The following is a 24,523-nucleotide window of genomic DNA, read 5'->3' on the forward strand; positions in this document are numbered from 1 at the left end:
ATTATTCCTCCTGCTGTTTCTCACGTAATGTTTTATCGTATGCTTGATCAAAAATCTCCCAAAATAACTTTTCGAAGCCATTTTGACGATTTGAGGTCAATTCACTGTAATAACTTTGATACATCTTCCATGCCCAAGCATCCTCACTTTCATTTATTCGCTCGCCTGTACGCTTATAGCGATTGAAGCGACGCGTTAATACTTCCGGTGAAAAAGCGTGTAAAATTTGATTTAAAGCATCACTGGTCGCCATTTGCACAGATTCATTATGATGCTTTACTGTTTGCAAACTTTCAGCAATCGAAGAAGGTGCAGATAAGTGCACTAAACTACGCTTTACATCAAACATAGTCTGCACTGTCTGTTCATAAGATAACCCTAGACGTAATGGATTATCTTCAATGGGTTGCAAGTTCTTATTCATGACGCCATAACGGCTATTTTCTACTTGTGAATGTAACTCTAATAAACCTTTAATGGCAGCTTGTAACGAAGCTCCTATTTCTTCCGATAAAATTTGCATTTCGCCCAAATTATTAAGATCACCCGTTTGTACCCCTAAACCTCGTAATAAAGGCGCCGCGACAAGGTGATTAACTCCGTTATCTAATGCGCTATCACCTTCATATAAATTAAAATTATCATCTATCTCATCTATGTCATCTATGTCATCTTCTAATAAATCGAGTACTTTATCGTTCATTGCGCTATCCTTTTGTGCCATATTACTGTTTGTAGTATGTAATGATTCAGAGCCCATTAGTTGTCGATAAGAAGACAATAACTTAGATCTGAAAATGCCTTTTGTGTTACAATTTAACGGTGTTTCTATTGCCGAACTTTTACTTTTTTCTTTAGATTCGGTTTTTAAGTAAATGGCAGCACTTTCATCACGCTCACAATCTGCTTGCATCATTATACTTGCACCCTGCTTTCCATGATCTTTCGCTAATAAATAGTCAACATTATCTTGTTCTATTTTCTCTTTTGTTTGCTTCGAATCCGCGCCAGAAAATTTACTAGAAAGCTCCCGTTCAACGCTATCTAACGCTTTTAACGGATCATCATTATTTTTTATTTCGTTTTTAGTTTCATTTGTAAATAATAATTTATGACTATGAATATCAATATCTAACGTATCTTCACCGTCTAAATCTAATATTTTTGCATCTGTATATTTATCATCGAAGTGCACTCGTATTTGATAAATACCAATGTTTAGAACATCTTTTTTATTAAGTTTTACAACTTTATTCTTGCCAATAGGCATTGAAGCATCATTTATATAAGTGCTCCCACAATTGTCATTTAAACAAAAGAAAGTATCTGTAAAAAAAATATTACAATGCAAGCTATGCACACTGTTTTTATCATCTTGTAACTGCCAATCCGCATCAAAATCCCCACCAATGGAGCCTCCTTCAACACTAAATTTATGTGTTGCAGATAACCCAGCCTGTAGTAACTGAGAATTGATCACTACCAATGTAACGCTACGCAATTCTGCCATTTTTTTTCCTAACGTCTAATTTGAATTCTAACTCGTCTTTTTTCTGTACTCGTACCAATAAAAGATGACCAACCAAGTGAAAATTGACCCTGCCCCCCCAATTGCATTGGAAGCGCTTCATCTGCTTTTAATTCAAGCTCTAAATCAAAGGCCATCTGTTCACGTAAAATAAATTCAATTAACTTACAAAAAGGTAAATATTCTTTACCTGAAGGAAGAAAATCTTTAAAACGCATTTGTGTCATGTTTTTTACACAAATGACAAATTTACCCATACAATCTTTAACATCCTCTCCAATAATAGTGTCATTGCCTAGTTGTACATTCGCTCTTCCCAATTGCATTCTTTGATTTTCAGGGATCCTTACTTTTCGGACCTCCCACTGTCGAATACTGACATCAGATAAATCAAAACAATGTGCAACAATCCCAGACACAACTTGTGGGGAACGACTTCGACCCGCTAACATCCCGGCATAAGACAACATTTTGCACCAATTAATAGGCGTGTCGCCACGTAGTTCTTTATCTGCTAATCCGACTAATGCAAATAGCTGAGCTGAAAAATCATCACTAGCATTTTCTTTAAATCGCACGTAATAACGATATTTCCTCCAAACTCGATACAATAAAGCAAGTAAACGATTATTAAAAAAATCTAAAAATTCTTTGCGTAATCCGTTTTCATCTTCTGTTGCAATGCGCTCTAAAAAAAAACCGGGTAATGGAGATTGAGATCCCGTTAATCCAAAAAAAGTGGTCTCTAATTTAATGCGTCCGTTATCCATTGACTCTACTTTTGTAACATCACTAGAGGCAAAACCTAAGCTGGGATTTGCGCTAAATAAAAGACGACAACGTAACTCCCAATTTTCACTTTCTGGCTCTTCATCTTGAAGACGATGTAATAATTCAACCAGTTGATAAAAATTGTAAGATTCAACCTGCTTTGGTAATTGTATGTCTATTGTTGCACTCTCTAAATCAGAGGTTGCATCCCTATTTGCGTGCCCCATGTATATTTTTCCTGATTTACAGAGTTAATAACTACCAATTCATGAAACGAATTAATACTTGCGTATAATGCAAAAAATCGACTTAGTACCGATCCAAACAAATACAAATCACCTTCAGATCCAAATGAAGTTTGATCTAATTCAATTACCGATTGCAAACCTCGAACCGGTAATCCTCGAATAATTTTCTCTATCGGTTGCGATGTGATTTTTACAATTCCTTGTAAGCGTTGCTTAGCGATTAATTCAGCTTGACGATCTACTAATGACCTAAAATCATAAGCACGCAAAATAGAGCACAAAGCATCACGAGAAAGTAACGATAAATAATTTAATGATAAATTTGAAATTAAAGTCCATAACAAACTGCCATCTAATACAGGCCGTAATGGCTGAGTTGGTTCAGTGATATTTTCAAAGCTTGCATAAGCAGGTGATGAGTCCGTTGCGACACAAATATCACCTCGACCTAACTCCAAAGGAAGTTGACGATTAGTACAAATAAGATGCAGAGAAATCGCTTCACTAAGACCTATACATTGCGTTTCATCACCACGAACAAATGAAATGTAATGATCAAAACCGTCATTACGTAAGCTGTTTTTTACGCGTACTCGATAATATAACGATTGACGATCACGACTACGTTCAATTTCATGTTGAAAACTTTCAAATGGACTATAAATTCTTGGTTCTCCACGCACTCTACCTGTCTCAGAGCCCTTCCAACCTTGCACTCTTTGTACATTAAAAATTTCATAATGCGCGGGGTAACGACTTGAGGGAGTAACTTTGTATTCTGTCTTTTTGCCGTTTAGATCAATGGGATCAGCATCATGCTCAAAAATATTAATCGCAGGCGTACAATACAGCTCAAAACTTTTATCCCGAACGCGCACATCAGCTGGTAACGTTCTTGAAAAACAAAAACGTAACGTCATTTTCCCTGAGACTGTTGGTGCAATATTTTTGCCAATTGACATCACATCAAAAAATAAAAAAGCATCTTGAAATACTAAGTATTCCTGTAAAATACGATAACCTTCATAAACATTTTTAGGGTAGGGTAAAATAGCATCCTTACCATCAAAACCAACAACTTGAAAACTACCTTTAGGTAAAGTAAAAGTGCTATCTCCCGCAATAACATCAATTCGTTGTAAATAATGACTGAGCCATAAATACAACATTTGTGCACTATAATTATGCCCACCTAAATAAAAACGTAAATTATCAAGTTTCATTTTGCTGACGTTTTGATCACCTAACAAACATAAATTAACATCAATTATTGAGGCTTCACGAGTATGAGTTGTTACCACACTCTCACGCTCTAACGGGTAAATATCTAAATCACGGCAGGTGCTAAAATGACAAATAGTATCCGATACAAGTAAACTATCAAGACGCGTTCCCTTTAATACTGTCTGCCGTGAACTAATCGCTTTTATCTTTGGATTAAATTTAATAATACTAATACTTGGTACTGGCCTTAAATAGTTTGGCCACAACATATTAATAATAGAATGAGTTAATTCAGGAAAATCATCCTCAACTTTCTCACGTAAACGCCCCGTTAAAAAGGCAAAACCTTCTAATAGTCGCTCAACATCAGGATCAGTTGTTCGGCCATGTAAAAAACGAGAAAGTTGAGGGTAAACCTCTGAAAACTCCATGCCCTGCTCTTTAAGAAAAGCTAATTCTTCTCGGAAATATTTGCCATTTGACACGTTTAAATCACTCTATAATTTTTGTTGTTATCTAATAAAAGATCTATTTGAATTTTTTTGTCGATAGCACTACTATTCAAACTCGCTGTAATATGAAAACGCAGATTTAGCGGACTATCATCATCCGCTAAAATATGAATATCCATTTCTTTTATACGAGGTTCATAACGTTCAATGCACTCGAAAATAGCGAGTTTAATTTGTAAAGCTAAATCATTACTGCCTAAAGTTGCATCATTAAAATCAATCAAACCCAAGTTTGGAGCACTTTGCGCTTCACCCATACGTGTGTTTAATAAATCGCTGATGTTACGTTTAATAGAGTCTAAAACGTCACCAGGATCAGGACCTTTCATAATCGAACGCATAGGAGCATCTTTTTCTAATCGCTCAAACAAACTAACGCCATATGCGCTATCTTCGAGTACTATATAAGACATAATAAACTACACCTTATCCAAACGACCAACGAGTGACAGCTCAAAATTTGCCCCCATATACTTGAAATGAGGACGAACGGAAAGTGACACTTGATACCAACCTGGATCTCCCTCAACATCAGACACTTCAATTTTAGCTGCGCGAAGTGGGCGACGACTACGAACTTCTGCAGGTGGATTTTCTTGATCTGCAACATATTGCTTTATCCAACCATTTAGTTCACGCTCTAAATCTTGACGCTCTTTCCACGCTCCAATTTGTTCGCGTTGTAACACTTTTACATAATGCGCAAGACGATTAATGATCATCATGTAAGGTAATTGTGTACCTAACTTATAATTGGTTTCTGCTTCACGTCCTTCCTTCGTATTTGGAAATACTTTAGGTTTTTGAATAGAGTTAGCCGAAAAGAATGCTGCATTATCACTGCCTTTTCGCATCGTTAACGCAATAAACCCCTCTTCTGCCAATTCGAATTCTTTACGATCTGTTATCAATACTTCAGTTGAAATTTTAGATTGTAATGCTCCCATTGATTCAAACATATGCACAGGAAGATCTTCAACTGCCCCTCCACTTTGAGGACCGATAATGTTCGGACACCATCGATAATTTGCAAAGCTATCGGTTAAACGAGTGCCAAAACTAAATGCGGTATTTCCCCACAAATAGCTATCATGAGAATCACTCACATTTTCACTGTAATTAAACGAACGAATAGGGCTTTCAATAGGATCATAAGGAACTCGCAATAAGAACCTTGGGGTCGTTAGGCCTAAATAACGTGCATCTTCTGAATCTCGTAAAGCCCTCCATTTAGTGTAACGAGGGCTTTCAAATATAGATTTAAGATCTTTAATATTAGGCAACTCTTCAAATGAATCAATTCCAAAAAATGAAGGTGCTACTGATGATATAAAGGGTGCATGAGCCATTGCGGCAACAGCGCCAATGTACTGAAGTAACTTAATATCAGGACTCGATGGTGTGAATGCATAATTACCAATGATAGCTCCGACGGGCTCTCCACCAAACTGCCCATAACCCGATGAATAAATATGTTGATATAAACCAGATTGCACAGTTTCAGCTGCAAATTCAAAATCATCGAGCATTTCTTGCTTGGTCGCATGAAGCACTTCTACTTTGATGTTTTCACGAAAATCAGTGCGATCAATTAATAATTTAAGACCACGCCATGACGATTCCAATGTTTGGACCGATTCATTGTGTAAAATCTCATCCATTTGCGCACTTATTTTATTATCTAAATCAACAATCATATGATCTACAAGTGATTTATTAACTTGTTCATCAGTTTGTTTCGAACCTATTAAATTCTCAATAAAAGCGGCAATACCTTTCTTCGCAATATCATAACCATCTTCACTGGGTTCAATGCGTGTTTGCGCCATTATTTCATCAAGTAAACTCATTTGACTAACTTCAGCTTGTTTGAGCACTTGCTCTTGCTCTTGATTTGACATGTATTATGATCCTTTCATTTATTTTAGTTAAAAATAAAATTACCTCGTTATTTTTGGGCTTGCTTAGGCTCTTCTTTAACAAGTTTAAATTCTGCAAGTAACTTTTCGCGTGACTCATCCGAAGAAATTATCTCTTGAAGACGAGAACGAAAAGCAGGAATATTACCTAATGGACCCTTCAGAGCAACTAAGGCTTCACGTAATTCAATTAACTTATTTATCTCTGGAACTTGGAATGCAATTGAATCAGGAGAAAAATCGGCTAAAGATTTAAAAGATAATTCAACAGTCAAATCACCTTCATTTTCTTCAGATAATTTATTTACGACAGTCGTCTTGATGGTTAAGTTATTTTCATGCATGACCGATGTAAAATTGTTTTTATTAACAGACACGGCCTTACGATCTTCAATCGTCATTTCTTCGCCATGACCTTTAAAATCACCTACAACCATTATTTTTAATGGTAATTCAACTTCTGATTGGTTATCACCCGTAGCTGGAACATATTTGATGTTAATACGTTCCTTTGGAGCAATACTTCCTTCTTTAGACATGTTTTATCCCCATTGACTTGTTATTAAATAAACTTTCATGATCAAAATGCTTAGATAAATAAACTCTTTGCAGCACACTATAATTAATTATCATTCATCCGCTCACAGTTAATTGACAACCAATTAACAAATAAGCAGTTGTCAATTACATTAGAGTAGATTAACAATTGCTTATTAAATGTAAGTTTTAACTATTATGTTGAAGGCGATCGCATTTATAAAAAATTTACTGCAATCACAGTGTAAATTTTTAAAAATGATCGTTGTAAAATAAAAAACAATAAAAAACAATAAAAAACAAAGTATTGAATCTTGCCACGCAGTTGACGAAATAAACTAAATTATTAGATATTTCTCTATTTTTAAGATCATGAGTACATAGACATTAATTTTCAGGACAACATTACTCATATACATGATAATGATGGCACTGCGTTACACCTGCTTATAAACTCAGTTATCGTGAAATAGAAGATATATTTTCGGAGCGTACTATTCATTTTGATAACTCAACCTTAAATCGTTGGATAATCAAATATGCTCTTAAAATTGAAGCCTGCTTTAGAAAAAAAACGTAAAGTAGCGCATGGATGAAATTGATATAAAAGTGAAAGGATAAGTAGATCTATTACTATAGAGTCGTCGATAAATACGGTTCTATTGTTGACTTTTACTTGAGTTAAAGCACTAATGATAGGATGCACACGCCTTTTCTAAAAAAACATTTAGCGTAGTGATTTACCCTGTAAGATTGCCTTTAATAAAAGTGCCACTAATGCAACTGCGCGGGATACGATCAATATTCGTCTTTTGTAGGTGAATACATGTTATGTATAATCAAAGTCTTGGCGGTTAAATACCTAATAATATTGTCGAACAAAGCCATCTAAAATTGAAAAGTAAAATGCATCCATGTTTAGGATAGGAGTCATAGGTAGGCGCAGAGTCAACTATATACTGTGTTAAAGTATGCGCCATGATCGAAACCGGGCAGATGACCGATTCTGACGGAATGACGTCGTGGATCAGTTTTATGCTCTCGTCACATAATTGTATCTGAAGAAAAATCCCCCTTTAATTTAAAGGGTATTGTTTACGTTTTCGACAAAACTAAAATCATCTACATCACAAAATAATTCCACTAAATTATTCATCTGCCCACTTTTTTTACTTTAAAATCGTTTCTGATAGAAAGATCTGATCGTTAGGTGGAGATTTAGTTCAATTTTCAAGTTAGTTATTTATTTCAAGCTCGCATTAAGCGAAATACTGCCTAACTAGGCTATAACTCGCCCAATAATCAAGCGAAATAACACCCAAAATAAAGTTTTAAAATTAAATGCGATTAAAAACATAGCATTAAAAGAATGGTGTAAATATTGCAATCTAATGTTCACACTCATAAAAAGGAAATAAAAAATGCCAACTCCTTGCTATATTTCAATCGAAGGTAAAACTCAGGGTAATATTACTGCGGGTTCATTTACATCTGACTCTGTCGGTAATATTTATGTCGAAGGTCATGAAGATGAGATGTTAGTGCAAGCATTTGATCATATTGTAACTGTACCAACAGATCCTCAATCCGGTCAACCTTCGGGTCAACGCATCCACAAACCATTCAAATTTACTGTCGCATTAAATAAATCAGTCCCATTGATGTATAACGCATTGGCGTCTGGTGAAATGTTGCCAAAAATAGATCTTAAATGGTATAGAACATCAGTTGAAGGTAAACAAGAACATTTCTTTTCAACTATATTAACAGATGCAACAATTATCGACATAAACTGTCAAATGCCCCATTGTCAAGATGTAACAAAAGCTGATTTCACCCAACTTATAACTGTTTCTGTATCATATCGAGCCATTAATTGGGATCATAAAATATCAGGAACATCTGGATCTGACGATTGGCGCAAACCTATATCTGCATGATCTGACATTTAACTTTAATATAGATACATATGAAGTTAGATGAAAATGTTGTCAACTTAGTAACAAGTTGACAACATTTTGATCAACTCCACCCGGCCACCTGACTTTATAAATTTTCATAGTTAATCGGCGTTAAATCACCGAATGTTGTATGCAGTCGCTCATGGTTGTAATAACGTATCTATTTTCAACATCCTTCTTCATCATTTCACGTGTTAAGTGAACTATATTTAATCACCATTAAAACTTTAAACTCCCAAAAAATGTTCTACCACCGTGTTATTTAAACAAGCGCAGATGCTACTCATGGAAGCCATTATTTTTATACTTATTCAGTAAACGGTTAAATTACTCGCTCGTATATTAAGAGCCTCAATCACGATGGAACATTAATTTTTCTTTAGGTTGCCTGATATTAATCGCTATTTGTAATGCTCGTTCAACTAAATCAACGGTCATTCTTTCGAAATAGTCCCACCTAGACCCAGCGAGAATATAAGTCCATGACGATGAAAATACATCCAACCTTGGTTTGTTCTTAAATAAGTGACATCACCAAGCCAAATGAGGTTTACCTGCTTGGGATTAAACGGCTGGTTTAATCGGTTATCAGCCACACTATCGCTGTGTTTACGCTTTGTTGTAACTTTATAAGCTTGGCGTTGTGTGACTATATATTTTAATTTACGCATGGCACTCCATGTACGGTAGCGCCCAACACGAAAGCCTATTTTTATTAAGTTCTTACTTATTTGACGAGAGCTAAATTACCATGACTGCGTTTAGACAACTGTCGTTGCGGAGCGATATATATTTAGCGCTTCTTCACTGATGATTTTGGCTGGACATTCAAGCCAACCATAAAATGTACTACGGCTCACTTGTAGTACATTACCAAGTAGTTTTATAATATATTTAGAGTGGCTTCCTGAATGCAATAATTTTGTTCATTAAGTAATACTAATGTTTCAGTTTTAAATTCTCTGCTATAAGTTTTTTCTTCATATTCACCTCGATAATGGATAGTATTAGCCAAATAAATTCAAATTAAAGACCTAGCCCTCTTTACATAATGCATTATAAAAACATCTAATTAGCTTATAAATCAGCAAAAAACATCACTAAGTTAATATATAAAATGATGATAATACTTACTGCTTAACTCATCTTTTAATGATACCTATGAACTAATAACGTCTCCAATATAGTTAATGGTTATTCACTAATCTTAAATTTATTTTTCTTCGGGTGAGTTTTTTTAGTGTACGATGTGTCTGCCTGAGACTTTCATATAAGACTTTATTTGTGACGTGACCTTTTATTAGCAAAGCAAGTTAGCACCACCAGTTGTCACTACATTTATTCCTTTTTACTTATAAAACAATCCACTATTACGCGATGTTATTTAATGTACATTAAAGTTTGTTTAGATAGTGTAAGAATTTGAGCCTCATAACCCGAAGGTCGTAGGTTCAAATCCTGCTCTCGCAACCAATTTTGTAATTCCCCCCCTTATTATCAAAAAATAACTTAGTCACAATTAGCCTTTAAAATCCGACGGTCATAAAATTAATAACTTTTATCAAACCTACTGTTTTTAAATGGAAATATTTTCTTTTTTTAGTTAAAATCATATATCCCGAAGAAAATAACAAAGTGCCTATTATGCACAACACGACTCAACATCATCCACTTTCTTAATTTATTAAAGATAAATCCCCTTGGTTTTTTTATATTAAACTCTAAAATTGCATCAATGTGACTTGGGGGTGACAATTTTGTTTTTTACGATTTGTTTGAAATATTATTTTAGATAAAAAAAGTCCCTTTTTGACCTTCGCTTTTTCGAGGTTAAATGTGACTAACTTCCCTGTTAATACCTTTTATTCGATCTTAATTTACATTAATCACAAACCAATAATAGATAAAAAAAATGTCTCACTCTATTTAGGGATGCATTATTTACTTACTGTTAAATTTAGGATTGAGCCAAAGACTCTGAGAAGTGGTTGTTCGGGTATCGTTTTGTTCAAAACAAAGTTAATAGCATCAAATTTGAACTCTTTTGAGTGTTTTTTCTAGCGGTCAGGATATTCCCCCGTTAAGTTGTTACCTATTAACTGAGTTGGTCACGTTAAGGTGATTAAACACCAGTGAAACGTCCTTAAAGAGGGTTAGTTTAAAGCTGAGTCATTAACAGCAATTATACCAAGTTACATAAAAAAACAGACCAAGGTTTAGTTGGTCTGTTCATGACAATAAATAACACTATACCAATACTTACAATTTAAAACCTTTAACGATTTTTGACAGTTTACCTGCAAAAGATTTCATCTCAATGGACTTATCTGTTACGGCGGCTGAAATAGTAGCGGTCTCGGTGGATGAATTGGTGATATCCGTGACATCTTTCGCCATCACTTTCACGGTAGCCGATTGCTGCTCTGCGGTGGAAGCAATAGATTCGATCATGTTATTTAGCTGATTTAATTCTTCAACAATTAAATTTAATGATTCACCGGCTTGCTTGGCTTGAACCACACTGCGGCTTGCTTGGTCGGTACCTAACGCCATTTGTTCTACCACATCCTTAGTAACCTGCTGGATCGCACCAACCGAATTGGATACTTGCTGAGTCGCTTGGGTTGTTTTAGCAGCTAAATTTCTAACTTCATCGGCGACGACCGCAAAGCCACGACCCGCTTCTCCCGCTCGAGCAGCTTCAATGGCGGCATTTAATGCCAGTAAATTAGTTTGCTCGGCAATACTGGTGATCACAGTAATTATTTCACCAATCTCATTACTTTGCTGACCTAATTTATTAACGCTTTCAGAGGCAGAGTTAATTGAATTAGCCAACTCAGTGATCTCTTTAGCGGTTTCTTTGACTATCTCTCCGCCTTTATCGGCTAAGGAAGACGATTCCTGAGAACGGGCAAATGCAGAGGCACTTTGTCTGGCAACATCATCAGCGGTGACGCTCATTTCTTGGATAGACTCCGCTAACATAATCGACTTGTCCTTTTGCTCAATAATTTTAAGCGAAGATTCACTACTAATGTTTTCAACATCAACGGCAGAATGATTGACCGAATCTGCAACGTCTCGAACATTCGATAAAATGCTATTCAAAGAGAGGCTCATTTTATTGATCGCGGTCGCTAATTTACTCACTTCATCATTGTTATTGTCGAGTATTTCCGGTGAGGTTAGATCGCCGGCACCAATTTTATCTGCCACTTCTAAAACCAATTTGATACGCACTAAGCGATGCTCAATGGTTCGAGCAATAATGAAGGCTATCAACATCCCGAAAATAACCGAGATTGGCGTTGCTATTTGCAACATTTGTACCAGTGTTGAAATGTTAAAATAGGTTTCTTCAAGTGCATCGGTCGCGTCTTTTTTCTCTTCAAGTGCTGACTGATCTAGTATTTTTTCAACCTGAGAAAATACTTCATGCTCCAATCTATCTATCGCGAGCAGAGCGAGTACTTTGCCCTCTGGATCATAACCCGTAAATACCGCATCGGCACTTTTCATAATATGATGATACAATTTTTCAATTTTTTTGAGGTTGAGACGCTCTTGTGGTTTTTGTTCAAGTGGCTTGAGTTTATTAAAGTAAAAAAGGAAAGAGGCAGCGTCTTTGTTAAAAGCTTCTATTTTGCTTTTATCTCCTTGGATATAACCATTAATTGACGCTAACATATCGCCTGATTCATCAATTAATTCCAAATAATAACGCAATCCTGGTAAGTCATCATTCAATGATTCCTGTAAATCTGTCGATCTTAATGCATCATTAAATTCTTCTACTTTTAGTTTGTCTAGTAATGTTTCTAACTCATGCCCTGTTGTTTCTTCCAGCTCTTTAACTAATGCAAAAGCCCAACGTTCTTTATCGGGATCATACTTATTAAAAATTTGTTGATGAACTTGCTCGGAATAACCTGCAACGGTGGAGTGAATGAGTGCCATCTTTTCACGATCTTCACTGTTAGAAGATTCGAGTGGTATAAGCTCCTTTAAATAATCAGTGAATTCCTTATAATTATCGTCAAACTCACTGACTTCCTCCGCTTCACCGGTAAGATATTCCAGCGCATTAGATTGCATATCACCAATTTCATCAAGTAATTGCAAGTATAAAATAACACTGGGCACGTCATCATCTTTAATGACACTTGTTGTTGTTAAAATATCTTTGCTTGATTGATTTACATACAAACTCATGGATATCATAGTTAAAATCAAAACACTAAATCCAGCGTAAATAAGTTGTGAAATACTTAGTTTCATAATGGTATTTATTCCTTTCTACATAATCGACAATTTTTAAAGTGTAGGATAAAAATACAGTTTATGTTTACTTTGTTCTGCTTTTTACCGTGCATGATTACATGCTTGATATATCCAAGTATTATTTAAGAGATTTAATGATAGATCGATGAGAGTTCAAAAGGTAAATATCAACGATAAGCGTTTTAAATTTACTGTTCAACGCACGCCATTCGTTGATACAAAAGAGACATTAAACCCACATGAAATACTGCTTGCTGCGCGGTCCAAACAACACTATTAGCATAGACGTGTAAACACAGGGATTTTGCACCGCCGTAAATTTCACTAACTTAACCGACGATAAATGCGCTAAAATAGTCGACTATTCTTAGCTTTGAGGCCTATATATTAATGAGCAACATCACAACACCAACCAACTTCACCGAACTTGGTCTTATTCAACCCTTGTTAGCTCGATTAACAGAGCTGGAATATCAGCAGCCAACGCCCATTCAAGCGCAAGCTATCCCAAGTATTTTACGTGGACATGACTTAATTGCAGGGGCCAATACTGGCTCGGGTAAAACGGCGACGTTTGCACTACCACTATTACAGCATATTTTTGAGCAACAGCAGGCTCAAAAAAACGTAAGTAATAGTCGCGAAAAAGGCAACTATGTGACAAGCCTAATTTTGGTACCGACCCGCGAACTCGCCAAGCAAGTTGCAGACAGCATTAAATCTTATGCGGTACATTTTAACGGCGCGATTAAAACAGTGGCGGTTTTTGGTGGTGTATCCGCAAACACTCAAATGCTGGCATTACGCGGTGGCACTGACATTTTGGTTGCAACACCGGGCCGATTACTCGATTTAATTTCAAGCAATGCCATTAAACTCGATAGAGTTCAATGCTTGGTGCTTGATGAAGCCGATCGCATGTTAAGCCTAGGCTTTACTGACGAACTATCTGCTTTATTAGCCTTGCTACCAAAGAAAAAGCAAACCTTATTGTTTTCAGCGACATTTCCTGAACAAGTGCAGGCATTAACGCAAGAGTTACTCAATGAACCGGTTGAAATACAATTACAAAGTGCGGATGCTAGCACCTTAGTACAGCGGGTTTTCACCGTTAACAAAGGACAAAAAACAGCGTTGTTAGCGCACTTGATTAAACACCATCAATGGCGACAAGCGCTTATTTTTGTCAATGCCAAAAGGAACTGTGATCACCTCGCTGAAAAACTGTCTAAGCGTGGCATTACCGCCGAAGTATTTCATGGCGCTAAAGGTCAAGGTGCTCGTGATCGTGTGCTTGAGTCCTTTAAAGCTGGCGAGATCAATGTGTTAATTGCTACTGATATCGCAGCCCGAGGCCTAGATATCGAAAAACTACCCGTTGTGATCAACTTTGACTTACCAAGAAGTCCATCAGACTATATGCATCGTATTGGACGAAGTGGCCGTGCTGGTGAAGTTGGTTTAGCATTATCGCTGATTGATCATGAAGATTATCATCATTTTAAAATCATCGAAAAGAAGAATAAAATCAGGCTTGAACGTGAACAAGTAGCTGGGTTTGAATTGACAGAAAATGATGCATTAATTACCACAGAAAAACCGATGGCAAAACCTGAAGGCAGTGGTAAGAAAAAGCGTAAAAACAAACCGACAATCAATGCCGATATCTGGTTGAGAAATTCTTAACTTGAATAAGAAGTGAGCTGGTTTTTACGATATACACTCAGGAGCCTTACGTTTTCTGGGTGTTTTTCATATTAATGATCAGTTCAGGTGTGTTTGGACTTGACCAGAATACGATTAAATAATGTTGTTATATTATGTAAAAATTTGAGTTCCAGATCCCGAAGTTCGCACTTAACAACTGTTGGGCATAAAAAAACTCGACTAATATTGTCCAACTTTAAGGGATCTTTTCATAATCGAGGCTTTTCGAACTAAGTGCTATTTTTACTCAAATCGCCTTTTTTCTTCTGAAGAAAACGATCCCAATCAAGCCAAACCCGAGTAATACAATGGATACTGGCTCTGCTACAGTGGCTACAACGGATACATTATCGTACTGGATCGTACCAGAATCAAAGCTCGTGTACGCTAATAACCCAAACTCTGTCAGATTGCTCGTCGCAATAAAAGATCCTACGACTGTTGTCGGGATCAAATCTGCAGGCCCCGTATTGAACGCGGAATGAACGCCATCAATCGAAAACCCGGCAGTGTTATTATTGCCATTTGTAAACCAGTCAAATGAAAAGTTGTAAAGTACTCCACTTACCGTTGTTAAATTTTGATAGAGAGATCCGACGGAGTAATTATTATAAATATAAGCCGTACCGGGATAATAGGATTGAACACCACAAGAAGATCCCGCCTCACAAGTCCAACCGTTGATATTTGTGTCGAACTGCCCGTTGCTAATGATGTTCGCCCTTGCTCCTAGGGATAAAAAAATAATAAAAACTAAAATAGTAAATTTTGTCATAACAGTAACTCCCTAATTGAATGAAAATAACCATAACCATAACCATAACATTGCAATTATAAAGCCAAAATAAACAACCGATTAAATAACAGTTGCTTACAATAGTTCTTCGTAACGACCATTAGCATTAAAATGGGATATGTAAAGTTTTCCGACACATATGAGTCAGCTTAAAACGACCATAAATGAGGCATCAATTTTCCGGTTTTTTTACGATGTTTATGATTAAAAATCAGGTTTTTCCATGCCTATCTAGCGGGGTAATGCACATTAAAAACAACGTAAATTACGCCGTTTCATTCTGCAAGTCTTCGCCAGATAAGCCCTCTATTAAAAGACCTGACTTCACTAAAGCGCTTAGTAAAAGCAACCACTTTTTGTAAACAACAATTATAAGTTTTAATTGCAAATAATTCTCATTACCATTATTATGGTCGATTTTTTTATCTAAGTTGATCATGACGCTACAAATTAAAAATGTGAGTTTTGCCCATAAAAATCAATCTAATATTCTTGATGATATTTCTCTCACATTCGAGCGCGGTACTTTTTACGTCATTTTAGGCCAAAATGGCTGTGGTAAAAGCACCCTATTCAATTTGTTAATGCGCAATTTACCCCTCACTCAGGGTTCAATTACGATCAACGGTACCGATTTACCTAAATTTTCTCATCAACAACAAGCACAAACTATCTCCGTATTATCCCAATCTATGACACTACCAGAATATATGACGGTAGCTGAGATGGTGATGCAAGGACGATTTTGCTATCAAAGTTTCTTGTCTCGTTATAGCGCGACCGATCAAAAGATAGTGAGCCATGCCATGCAACAAATGCAGATCACTGATCTTGCCGATAGAAAACTGTCTGAGATATCAGGAGGACAACAACAACGTGCGCGAATGGCCATGCTACTCGCCCAACAAACAGACATCGTGTTGCTTGATGAGCCAACGAGCCATTTGGATTTAAAACATCAATATTTACTCTTAGATATCGCCAAAGATCTGACAAGACAAGGTAAAATAGTGATCGCCATTTTACATGATATGACGCAAGCAGCCTTGTATGGCGATGAAGTCATTGTATTGTCTCAGCAACAAGTCTACGCCCAAGGAAGCGCCCAAGCAGTGATAACATCAAAAATGGTAGAAGACGTTTTTGAGGTAAGTACGACTCGCATTGGTAATGACAAGGTAGGCGTTCATGTCCCAACACACCTTTTCGCCTAATTTTCGGTATTTAAGCGCATTCATCGCGATACTCATCGGCACAATAATTATTGCGTTAATGCATATCAGTGTGGGCGCAAAACACCTCTCTTGGTCTGAGATATATCAAGCGATATTTTTATTTGATAGTCAGGTTTTCTCTCACCATATTGTGATAAAACAACGTTTACCTCGTTTTATGGTCGCGATGTGTTGTGGCGCGATGCTCGGACTTTGCGGATTTAAAGCGCAAAAACTATTCCAAAACCCCCTCGTTTCTTCCTCAACATTGGGCGTTAGTAGTGGCGCTGTGTTTTTTAGTCTCTGCGCGATTTACTTTTTTAACATCTCCGAAGATGATATTTTCATACCCGCTTTTTTAGGTGCGTGTGTCGCAGGGGCATTCACCTTAGCGATGAGCCAAATGATGAATCGCTCTAGTATTTCAAGAGGCTTACACATTGTGCTGGCAGGCAGTTTAGTCTCTATGCTGTTCTCCTCTCTGAGCACCTTCTTGATCCAATTAGATCCTTTACAATTTGCAGATATACAAGATTGGCTATTGGGCGACATTAGCCCATCAGATTTTATAGACTTACAACGAATCTACCCCATTGCATTACTGACAATGGGCGTTTTACTCGCTCAAGGGCGTTCATTAGACGTGCTTATTTTAGGTGAGAAACAAGCACATAGTGCGGGCGTTAATGTGAAACGCACTAAAATAATAACCTTGCTTTGCATCTTCTTACTGGCATCTTTAGTGGTTTCAACGGTTGGCCCTATCGGATTTATAGGGCTTGTTGTGCCACATATCAGTAAAATATTTGTGACCCAAGTGGGTGCTAAAGGTGCGTGGCTCTCGATGTTATTAGGTGGCCTGTTATTAACGTTTGCCGATTTATTAGCACGTATTTTAATCGCCCCTAAAGTGTTAATTGTCGGTGGAGTCAGCGCATGCATCGGTAGCGTTTTCTTTTTATTCTTACTCTATTTTATCATTCGAAAAAAGCAAAGCACATGATCAACACTCACAAAAAAAATAAAGTTTTATACATCGGTCTCGGTATTTCCTTGCCTATTTACCAACATACTTTTTGGGTCATTAATGCATTGTTCGCATTATTAATCCTAAGTTTTATTTGGAGCATGAAACTGGGATCGGTGAACGTGAGTTGGGCCGATGTTTATGCTGTTATTACATTGGATGTTGGCCGCAATGATGCGACAGAGACTATTTATCAACTTCGGTTCCCTCGTATTATGGGTGCGATTGCATGCGGATCACTGATGGCGCTTGCAGGGTATTTACTGCAAATTGCTGCGCGTAACTCATTAGCTGATCCTGGCGTTTTAGGGCTTTCTGATGGCGCTGCCTTTTCAGTCATTATTACCTATACCCTTTTTATGCAAAGCTCCGTTAGCGCGAGCATTTTGGCTAGTTTTATCGGCGTTATAAGCACGGCATTATTGGTACTTTGGTTTGTACATAAAAATTTAACGGGCACTTTCATTATATTGGTTGGCATTGCATTCGGCGCTGTTTTTTCAGCGCTCAGCGATATCTTATTAGCCTCTGTTGATGTCGAAGACATGGCTTATTTGATGGCCTTCTTATCCGGTAGTTTTTTATCACTCGACCTGTTTAGCGCAACGTTTTTGGTTGTCTGGCTGGGCATGATCGTGACCGGGTTTTTACTGATAGGACGGCAGATAAATCCTTTAAACTTTGGTTATCAACACGCGATGTCATTAGGCGTAGCAGCAAAAAAATACTACCTCTTTCTTATTATTTTAGCCGTTTTTGCAATGGCTCCCGTAATAGCACTGGTTGGCGCCATCGGTTTTATCGGGCTTATCTCTACTTTTTTAGCAAAAAACATTATTGGTTACCGAGGTACAGAGCTTGGCATTGTCAGTATGTTATTAGGCGCATTAATGACGCTCTGGGCCGATACACTTGGCCGCACATTATTTGCACCCGTAATGATCCACGCGGGTGTGTTCATCGCATTGATCGGCGCGTTATTTTTTCTTCTGATGACGCGTTATTTGGTTAGTAAGTAAGCAACTAGGTTATCTTGCCTGCACTTAAAGGTTAACGCCTTTTTATATATTTAAGGAAAAATATGAAAACACTAAAATTATTGATTAGCTGCTCTTTGATCGGCTTATCCTTTCAAGCCTTCGCAAAGGATACTATGATAGTCACCGATCATGCGGGCAACCAAGTTGAAATACTTAAAAGCCCTAAACGGGTAGCCTCACTGCATGTTATGTCGGCGACCTCTATTTTACTTGATCTTCAAGCACCGATCGTTGGCACTTCAACCTATATTAAATTGCCTGAAAACAAGCCTTACATCCGTGGTGGCGAAGAAGTTTTTGGCATTAAATTTGCTGATACAAACTATTTTAATTATGGTCATAAAGGCAGTGATATTGAACAAATCAAAGCCTCTAAGCCCGACTTGATCATTGGTACTGTAAAATACCAAAGTAAAGTATTTGATAAGCTTTCAGCTATCGCACCGACCGTACTTATTAAACGTTATTCACCTAATATATTTGATGCTTATCGTGATATTGCGACTTGGGTGGGCGAAAAAGAAATCTTTGAGCAGCGCTATGCGCTATACCAGACTCAAATCAATGAATTCAAACATAAATATTCAAAAGAACTTTTAAATAAAACATTTATTTATGCGGTTCCACGTAAAGGTAAAGCAGAAATAAAAATCAGACAAAATTCTGGCATTATTACGCAAGTTCTCTTCGATCTCGGTTTAGAGCGTACTCAATTCCTAAAAGATAATTTTACGCGCGATCATGCGGGTGATGAAGTGAGTTCTGAGCTCATTCAATCATTGGACGCTGATTGGTTCTTTAGTACTTACAAATCTAAAAACGAAGCAGGCCCAGCATCAATTGACCTTGCTTTTGATGATGTCGCGCCCGGTTGGAAAAATGCATTGAATGCCTATAAAAACAACCAATTCATCCGCTTAAACCGCGAAAAAGCTTACTCACCTACTTTTGTGTCGGTTGACTATGTTTTAGATGCATTAGAGAAGCGTATTTTAGAAAATAGAGCTAAAAAGTAAACTTATAGCAAAGGTATTATCTCAGCTACCGGCTCGCTTTTTAGCAAGGCAGTCGGTGGCCGACAGCAAAAGCAACGGGGTCGTCTTAACCCCTTGAACTTAGCGTAAAATAAGTTCACGACTAAAAGCCTACCCCGTTATTTATTTTAAATTTGGCGTTATATCATCCATAAAACTACTAAAAGGGATAAATAAGAGAGTTTGTTTTATATCAACAAAGGGATCAATAATTCACTTTTTGTTTATAATTTTAGGTTGGCCTAAATAATGCGGTTAATTTATGCTCTATGATAGCAACATGTTCGCAACGCTATCTTTACAAAGGGGTATTATATGTTGTATTTACAGTTTCTTTTTTTATTACTTATTCTTTATATTGGATCGCGTCGCGGAGGTATAGGCCTAGGAGTAGTATCCGGAATTGGCTTACTCATTGAAGTCTTTATCTTTAAAATGCCCCCTACTGCACCACCTGTCACCGTTATGCTTATCATTATTGCAGTGGTAACTTGTGCATCTATTTTAGAAGCCGCCGGCGGATTAAAATATATGTTACAAATTGCGGAGCGTGTTTTACGTAAAAATCCCAAACGCGTCACTATCATCGCACCGTTTGTTACCTACATGATGACCTTTATGCTCGGTACTGGCCACGCGGTTTATTCAATAATGCCTATCATTGGTGATGTCGCCCTTAAAAATGGTATTCGTCCAGAGCGCCCAATGGCAGCAGCTTCCGTTGCATCTCAGTTAGCCATCACCGCCTCACCATTATCGGCTGCCGTCGTTTATTATTTAGCACAAATGGTAGATATTAATAGTAGCATTACCCTACTCTCTATTTTAATGGTCACCATACCCTCCACCTTATTTGGTACTTTAATGCTCTCTTTATATAGTTTGCGTCGAGGTAAAGAATTAGAAGATGATGAAGATTATCAAGCGCGCTTAAAAGATCCGCAGTGGCGAGACAAGATCCTCAATACGGTATCAACGTCTTTAGATGAAAAACTACCGACCTCAGCACGTAATGCCGTTTTAATTTTTTTGATGGCAATCATATCTATTGTGGCTATCGCCATGTTCCCTGAAATACGAACAATAACGGAGGGATCGGCGCCTATTAAAATGTCCGTCGTTATCCAAATGATGATGTTAGCTTTTGGTGGGGTTATTTTAATTGTGACGAAAACCGAGCCGACAAAAGTGCCGAATGGTGTTGTGTTTAAATCAGGAATGGTTGCGACGATTGCCATTTTTGGTATTGCTTGGATGTCTGATACTTATTTTCAATATGCTATGCCACAATTTAAGTCCGGCATGGTGAGTATGGTAACGCAATATCCATGGACATTTGCATTAGCACTCTTTATCGTCTCTGTCGTTGTTAACTCACAAGCGGCAACCGCACGCATGATGCTACCCGTTGGCTTATCCTTAGGGTTATCACCGGCATTATTAATCGGCCTTATGCCCGCTATCTACGGCTACTTTTTTATCCCAAACTATCCCTCTGACATCGCAACTATAAATTTTGATACATCAGGTACCACCAAAATAGGTAAATATTACTTTAATCACTCCTTTATGTCTGTGGGGTTAATTGGTGTGATCTGTGCCTGTAGTTTAGGTTATGTATTAGGGCAGATATTTATTGTTTAACGTGGTTTAAAGGGGCTGAAATAGGCATTAAGAGTATCTTAACTGATGCCTATAAGCATGATTTAATCTACGTCACGCTTACAGGCACCGTTATTTTCTCTTTTTAGCGCGCCTTTAATACGAGGATGATTTACGGCGAGGTAATTTAATAAAGTGATCGCATTTGTTGCATCTATGACCTGACATCAAAAAATACCGATACCATTTATCTAGCAACTCTTCATGGATTTCAAGCTTGGCGACGCCCTTGCAACCTTTTTGGTCACACCTAAAAGGAATTTTTAAAAACAAAATTAACGGGATAAAAATAAGCGGAATATCAATAAAAAAACCGACAAATAGAGGCAGTTCAAATTCGTGAATAATCAAAACACCTACCAAAAACATAGAAAAAATAATAACTAAACTTAAAAATCGATGCGTCATTTTATACATAAGTAACCGTCCCTGTATTGAGTGCTTTGTACTGCACTTATTTTTAGCCAAAATATCTCTTGGCAATGATTAATGAAATTTTTCTGTTTAGGCGTAATGTCATAATTATCCGGTTCAAATAAAACGTCATAGTTAATAAAACACTCTTCACAAACCACTTCTGGGTGAGAAAAGTTAGCGTCTTTTTCAACACACTGTTTTATGATCACGCCATTTTTAAACTTAACTATTTGTTCTGAATAATAAGTAATTATACCATCATGCTCTTCTGACTCTTCTACCCTTTTTCGCTCAACAACAAACTCACCCGCATCACTGTCGTTGATAGCCGATACGTATGTAAATAAGTTGTTCATATTAAATACCCCGTAAAACACGTGTGGTTATATTAATCTAAAACGTGTTAAATATAATGAATAGTCGCTATTCTTCGATGGTTGTTGTACCACACTTATCGCATATAAGATGCCGATTAAACTCATCCATTGACGCGACAAAAGGGCCAAGAAACCAACCTTTAATTAGCCCCGAAATAAACTCTTTTCGTTTACAATTTTTCGACTTTTTAAAGGGGCTTTCCTTTCTAACCAATACTAATATATGAGACGTTTCAACGCGACAGGACTTACAAATACACATTTATCTTTGAGTTGACATTGGATCCTTCCTTGAATGCTAACACCTTATACCAAAGAAATTAATTAAGTTTTCATGTATTGCGCAGGAAAAATTAACACTAGCAAGGCCTGAGTTGTAGGAGAGTGTTGTTCTCTCTTCAAAACTCACAGTGCAGGGTGGGATAACTTCACAGGCAAGATGGAGCACCTTTTTAGTTACTTTAATATTAATAACAGGCTAAGTAATGCTTGCTAAATACGAGACTAAACAGAGCCCAGCAAGCATTACGAGTCCTGTTTGTTTTCTTGTCAGGCCTTTACGCCTACGTTATTAAATTTTTACTTTTTAGCCAGTCCATTGCTTGAATAGCACATAGAGAACAACGACTTTTATCTTGGTAACCGATAAAGTCTATTTCTTCAATCTCTGCATCAGGAGATAGACTTCCTTGAAAATCAGCGTAATAACAAGTTATTTTAACCATTATTTCGCTTTCTTTACCGTCAGCTTGAGCTTTAAAGGTGGCTGCATACTTTATTGTACTGGGAATTAAATCGACAGAAATCTCTTCTTTAATTTCTCGAATAAGTGCCTGTTCATCCGATTCACCTTCTTCTCTTTTACCACCGGGGATATAAAATAATTTTTTGTTTTTAGAACGGGCGATTAACAGTTTTCCATCTTGGATATATAACCAAGCTAACTTATCTATTTCTTTTTTCACAAAGACTCCAAATGTTAATAAATGCGACGAAATGCCTAACGAGTCTATAGAATTTATCCATTTTCAGAAAATATCGACTTTCACGTTTTCTGATGACAGTTAAAACAACAACTTAAAATGTATCATCACTTTATAAAAAGTGAATTATTCTAACGAGGCTGTAGAATTTATCCATTTCAAAAAAAATCTACTTTCTCGTATTTTTATTGGCAGTTAAAACAACAACTTGTAAGTTTTCACTAATTTATCAAAAGTGAATTATTCTACAGCCTCAACGCCTACATAACAGGCTAAGTAATAGTTGGCTAAAATTGTGTAGCGAAGCAAAAAATCCAACTGTTAATTTTCAGTTTAATTACCTTGTTATGTTTTAATCAATCCAGGCCATATTGCATAAATGTTCGTAACAAAAATACTAATATAAAACCTAATGTCAGCAGAAGATAAGAGTTTATTTTATAGTTTGTATAATATCGGTCAAGGAAGAAAACACGTATATTCAGAAACAAAGCGCTAGAAATTAAAATAATTACAATCTCATAAAAACCACTAAAACCTCGAAAGCCATAGCCAAAAAATGAAAGAATTAACCAGAAAAAAGGTAACACTAAAGGAGAGCAAAGATCACTCCAGTAAATACTACATTTTCTTTTTGCTTCTAACCAAGCCAGCGACGAAATAATCACATATATTAATAATGTTGTGGAAAAAATTAAAATCATTGGGCTCCCAAGAAACATAACGAGGCTATAGAAATAAGATTTTTTTCTCTCCAAGAGTTACCGTTAACGCCAAACACAATACTTAAAACTATTGATGCAATGTTAATTAATATATCTGCGACATCTCCTACCCCGGAAAGATCCAAAACGAAACCCAATACAAAAAAAGCAATCACCACCCTACACCAAGGCCCCACATTTTCGCCACCAGGGCCCAGATAAAGCAGAAGAAAAAGGCTAACAGTGTATTCGGCTGCATTCTTACTAACACACATCCAATAATTAATTAATAATTTATTTTATAACACAAAAATTAAATGAAAACAGCGAGTTAACATTATTAATTGATATATAAGTGAGGGTCTTTTCTGTAAAAGTGAAGCTTTTAACTTATAGAGGTCTCTATAGATTACAATACGTTAAAAAAAATCTACGGGGGAAGTGTGACAGGATGATCTCTTTTACGCCGAGTAAAATAGCAAAAAACAACAAGCAAGACGGGTAACCTTTTTAGTTCCTTTGGCATTAATTACACCTGTATGTAAACAGCTCTGTTGCCGTTAAGTGTTGAGGGTCTA

The 24,523-nt window shown here is 36.8% G+C and carries 17 protein-coding genes and 2 pseudogenes; 8 read left to right on the forward strand and 11 right to left on the reverse strand.

Annotated elements, in window-relative coordinates; genetic code table 11:
• Window position 1: 1 nt before the first annotated feature.
• The 6 genes from tagH to tssB are packed head-to-tail and all read right to left on the reverse strand — an operon-like array spanning window position 2 to window position 6,741.
• Window positions 2-1,510, reverse strand: a complete 1,509-nt coding sequence (gene tagH, locus PCNPT3_RS08670) for a type VI secretion system-associated FHA domain protein TagH (RefSeq protein WP_015465505.1) — start codon at window positions 1,508-1,510, stop codon at window positions 2-4.
• Window positions 1,511-1,518: 8 nt separating this feature from the next.
• Window positions 1,519-2,526, reverse strand: coding sequence for a type VI secretion system baseplate subunit TssG (tssG, locus tag PCNPT3_RS08675; protein ID WP_015465506.1), 1,008 nt, complete (start codon window positions 2,524-2,526; stop codon window positions 1,519-1,521).
• On the reverse strand, window positions 2,490-4,256 hold the full coding sequence (gene tssF, locus PCNPT3_RS08680) for a type VI secretion system baseplate subunit TssF (RefSeq protein ID WP_041771288.1): 1,767 nt from the start codon (window positions 4,254-4,256) through the stop codon (window positions 2,490-2,492). Before tssF ends, tssG begins: the two co-directional genes overlap by 37 nt.
• A gap of 2 nt (window positions 4,257-4,258) precedes the next feature.
• On the reverse strand, window positions 4,259-4,696 hold the full coding sequence (tssE, locus tag PCNPT3_RS08685; RefSeq protein ID WP_015465508.1) for a type VI secretion system baseplate subunit TssE: 438 nt from the start codon (window positions 4,694-4,696) through the stop codon (window positions 4,259-4,261).
• 6 nt (window positions 4,697-4,702) lie between these two features.
• Complete coding sequence (tssC, locus tag PCNPT3_RS08690) at window positions 4,703-6,184, reverse strand: type VI secretion system contractile sheath large subunit (RefSeq protein ID WP_015465509.1); 1,482 nt, start codon at window positions 6,182-6,184, stop codon at window positions 4,703-4,705.
• A gap of 47 nt (window positions 6,185-6,231) precedes the next feature.
• Window positions 6,232-6,741, reverse strand: coding sequence for a type VI secretion system contractile sheath small subunit (gene tssB, locus PCNPT3_RS08695; RefSeq protein ID WP_015465510.1), 510 nt, complete (start codon window positions 6,739-6,741; stop codon window positions 6,232-6,234).
• Between the two features lie 389 nt (window positions 6,742-7,130).
• Here tssB and PCNPT3_RS14290 point away from each other — a divergent pair.
• Both PCNPT3_RS14290 and PCNPT3_RS08700 read left to right on the forward strand, forming a co-directional pair.
• Window positions 7,131-7,791, forward strand: a pseudogene (locus PCNPT3_RS14290) (IS6 family transposase); the annotation flags it as partial.
• Between the two features lie 369 nt (window positions 7,792-8,160).
• Window positions 8,161-8,679, forward strand: coding sequence for an Hcp family type VI secretion system effector (locus PCNPT3_RS08700; RefSeq protein ID WP_015465511.1), 519 nt, complete (start codon window positions 8,161-8,163; stop codon window positions 8,677-8,679).
• Window positions 8,680-8,785: 106 nt separating this feature from the next.
• On the opposite strand, the pseudogene PCNPT3_RS14460 reads toward PCNPT3_RS08700, so the two are convergent.
• Both PCNPT3_RS14460 and PCNPT3_RS08710 read right to left on the reverse strand, forming a co-directional pair.
• A pseudogene (locus tag PCNPT3_RS14460) lies at window positions 8,786-9,703 on the reverse strand (IS3 family transposase).
• A 1,256-nt stretch (window positions 9,704-10,959) separates the two neighbouring features.
• Complete coding sequence (locus PCNPT3_RS08710) at window positions 10,960-12,981, reverse strand: methyl-accepting chemotaxis protein (protein ID WP_015465514.1); 2,022 nt, start codon at window positions 12,979-12,981, stop codon at window positions 10,960-10,962.
• A 393-nt stretch (window positions 12,982-13,374) separates the two neighbouring features.
• On the opposite strand from PCNPT3_RS08710, the gene PCNPT3_RS08715 reads away from it, so the two are divergent.
• The gene (locus PCNPT3_RS08715; protein ID WP_015465515.1) at window positions 13,375-14,670 is read left to right on the forward strand and encodes a DEAD/DEAH box helicase; all 1,296 of its coding nucleotides are present in this window, start codon (window positions 13,375-13,377) and stop codon (window positions 14,668-14,670) included.
• Between the two features lie 268 nt (window positions 14,671-14,938).
• Here PCNPT3_RS08715 and PCNPT3_RS08720 read toward each other — a convergent pair whose 3' ends face one another.
• A complete protein-coding gene (locus tag PCNPT3_RS08720) occupies window positions 14,939-15,466 on the reverse strand; it encodes a PEP-CTERM sorting domain-containing protein (protein ID WP_015465516.1) in 528 nt (175 codons plus the stop codon).
• 458 nt (window positions 15,467-15,924) lie between these two features.
• Here PCNPT3_RS08720 and PCNPT3_RS08725 point away from each other — a divergent pair, with 458 nt between their 5' ends.
• From PCNPT3_RS08725 to PCNPT3_RS08745, 5 genes are all read left to right on the forward strand, one after another.
• Complete coding sequence (locus PCNPT3_RS08725) at window positions 15,925-16,701, forward strand: ABC transporter ATP-binding protein (RefSeq protein WP_015465517.1); 777 nt, start codon at window positions 15,925-15,927, stop codon at window positions 16,699-16,701.
• The gene (locus PCNPT3_RS08730; RefSeq protein WP_015465518.1) at window positions 16,676-17,704 is read left to right on the forward strand and encodes a FecCD family ABC transporter permease; all 1,029 of its coding nucleotides are present in this window, start codon (window positions 16,676-16,678) and stop codon (window positions 17,702-17,704) included. The genes PCNPT3_RS08725 and PCNPT3_RS08730 overlap by 26 nt, the downstream gene beginning before the upstream one ends.
• On the forward strand, window positions 17,701-18,747 hold the full coding sequence (locus PCNPT3_RS08735) for a FecCD family ABC transporter permease (protein WP_015465519.1): 1,047 nt from the start codon (window positions 17,701-17,703) through the stop codon (window positions 18,745-18,747). Before PCNPT3_RS08730 ends, PCNPT3_RS08735 begins: the two co-directional genes overlap by 4 nt.
• A 62-nt stretch (window positions 18,748-18,809) precedes the next feature.
• Window positions 18,810-19,784 carry an ABC transporter substrate-binding protein gene (locus PCNPT3_RS08740; protein ID WP_015465520.1) on the forward strand — a complete coding sequence of 325 codons (975 nt, stop codon included), beginning with the start codon at window positions 18,810-18,812 and terminating at the stop codon, window positions 19,782-19,784.
• 333 nt (window positions 19,785-20,117) lie between these two features.
• Window positions 20,118-21,446 carry an anaerobic C4-dicarboxylate transporter gene (locus PCNPT3_RS08745; RefSeq protein WP_015465521.1) on the forward strand — a complete coding sequence of 443 codons (1,329 nt, stop codon included), beginning with the start codon at window positions 20,118-20,120 and terminating at the stop codon, window positions 21,444-21,446.
• A 422-nt stretch (window positions 21,447-21,868) separates the two neighbouring features.
• Here PCNPT3_RS08745 and PCNPT3_RS08755 read toward each other — a convergent pair whose 3' ends face one another.
• Window positions 21,869-22,237 (reverse strand): hypothetical protein, encoded by a 369-nt coding sequence (locus PCNPT3_RS08755; protein WP_015465523.1) that lies wholly within the window; start codon window positions 22,235-22,237, stop codon window positions 21,869-21,871.
• Between the two features lie 584 nt (window positions 22,238-22,821).
• Window positions 22,822-23,223 (reverse strand): NUDIX hydrolase, encoded by a 402-nt coding sequence (locus tag PCNPT3_RS08760; RefSeq protein WP_015465524.1) that lies wholly within the window; start codon window positions 23,221-23,223, stop codon window positions 22,822-22,824.
• Window positions 23,224-24,523: the final 1,300 nt, after the last annotated feature.

The organism is Psychromonas sp. CNPT3 (assembly GCF_000153405.2).
Classification (GTDB): Bacteria; Pseudomonadota; Gammaproteobacteria; order Enterobacterales; family Psychromonadaceae; genus Psychromonas.

Bases quoted from the DNA above. Each gene is read 5' to 3' on its own strand.
- tssG (WP_015465506.1), bottom strand. From the start codon at position 2,526: ATGGGGCACGCAAATAGGGATGCAACCTCTGATTTAGAGAGTGCAACA.
- tssB (WP_015465510.1), bottom strand. From the start codon at position 6,741: ATGTCTAAAGAAGGAAGTATTGCTCCAAAGGAACGTATTAACATCAAA.
- PCNPT3_RS08710 (WP_015465514.1), bottom strand. From the start codon at position 12,981: ATGAAACTAAGTATTTCACAACTTATTTACGCTGGATTTAGTGTTTTG.
- PCNPT3_RS08725 (WP_015465517.1), top strand. From the start codon at position 15,925: ATGACGCTACAAATTAAAAATGTGAGTTTTGCCCATAAAAATCAATCT.
- PCNPT3_RS08715 (WP_015465515.1), top strand. From the start codon at position 13,375: ATGAGCAACATCACAACACCAACCAACTTCACCGAACTTGGTCTTATT.
- PCNPT3_RS08720 (WP_015465516.1), bottom strand. From the start codon at position 15,466: ATGACAAAATTTACTATTTTAGTTTTTATTATTTTTTTATCCCTAGGA.
- PCNPT3_RS08740 (WP_015465520.1), top strand. From the start codon at position 18,810: ATGAAAACACTAAAATTATTGATTAGCTGCTCTTTGATCGGCTTATCC.
- PCNPT3_RS08700 (WP_015465511.1), top strand. From the start codon at position 8,161: ATGCCAACTCCTTGCTATATTTCAATCGAAGGTAAAACTCAGGGTAAT.
- PCNPT3_RS08755 (WP_015465523.1), bottom strand. From the start codon at position 22,237: ATGAACAACTTATTTACATACGTATCGGCTATCAACGACAGTGATGCG.
- PCNPT3_RS08735 (WP_015465519.1), top strand. From the start codon at position 17,701: ATGATCAACACTCACAAAAAAAATAAAGTTTTATACATCGGTCTCGGT.
- tssE (WP_015465508.1), bottom strand. From the start codon at position 4,696: ATGTCTTATATAGTACTCGAAGATAGCGCATATGGCGTTAGTTTGTTT.
- PCNPT3_RS08745 (WP_015465521.1), top strand. From the start codon at position 20,118: ATGTTGTATTTACAGTTTCTTTTTTTATTACTTATTCTTTATATTGGA.
- tssC (WP_015465509.1), bottom strand. From the start codon at position 6,184: ATGTCAAATCAAGAGCAAGAGCAAGTGCTCAAACAAGCTGAAGTTAGT.
- tagH (WP_015465505.1), bottom strand. From the start codon at position 1,510: ATGGCAGAATTGCGTAGCGTTACATTGGTAGTGATCAATTCTCAGTTA.
- PCNPT3_RS08730 (WP_015465518.1), top strand. From the start codon at position 16,676: ATGTCCCAACACACCTTTTCGCCTAATTTTCGGTATTTAAGCGCATTC.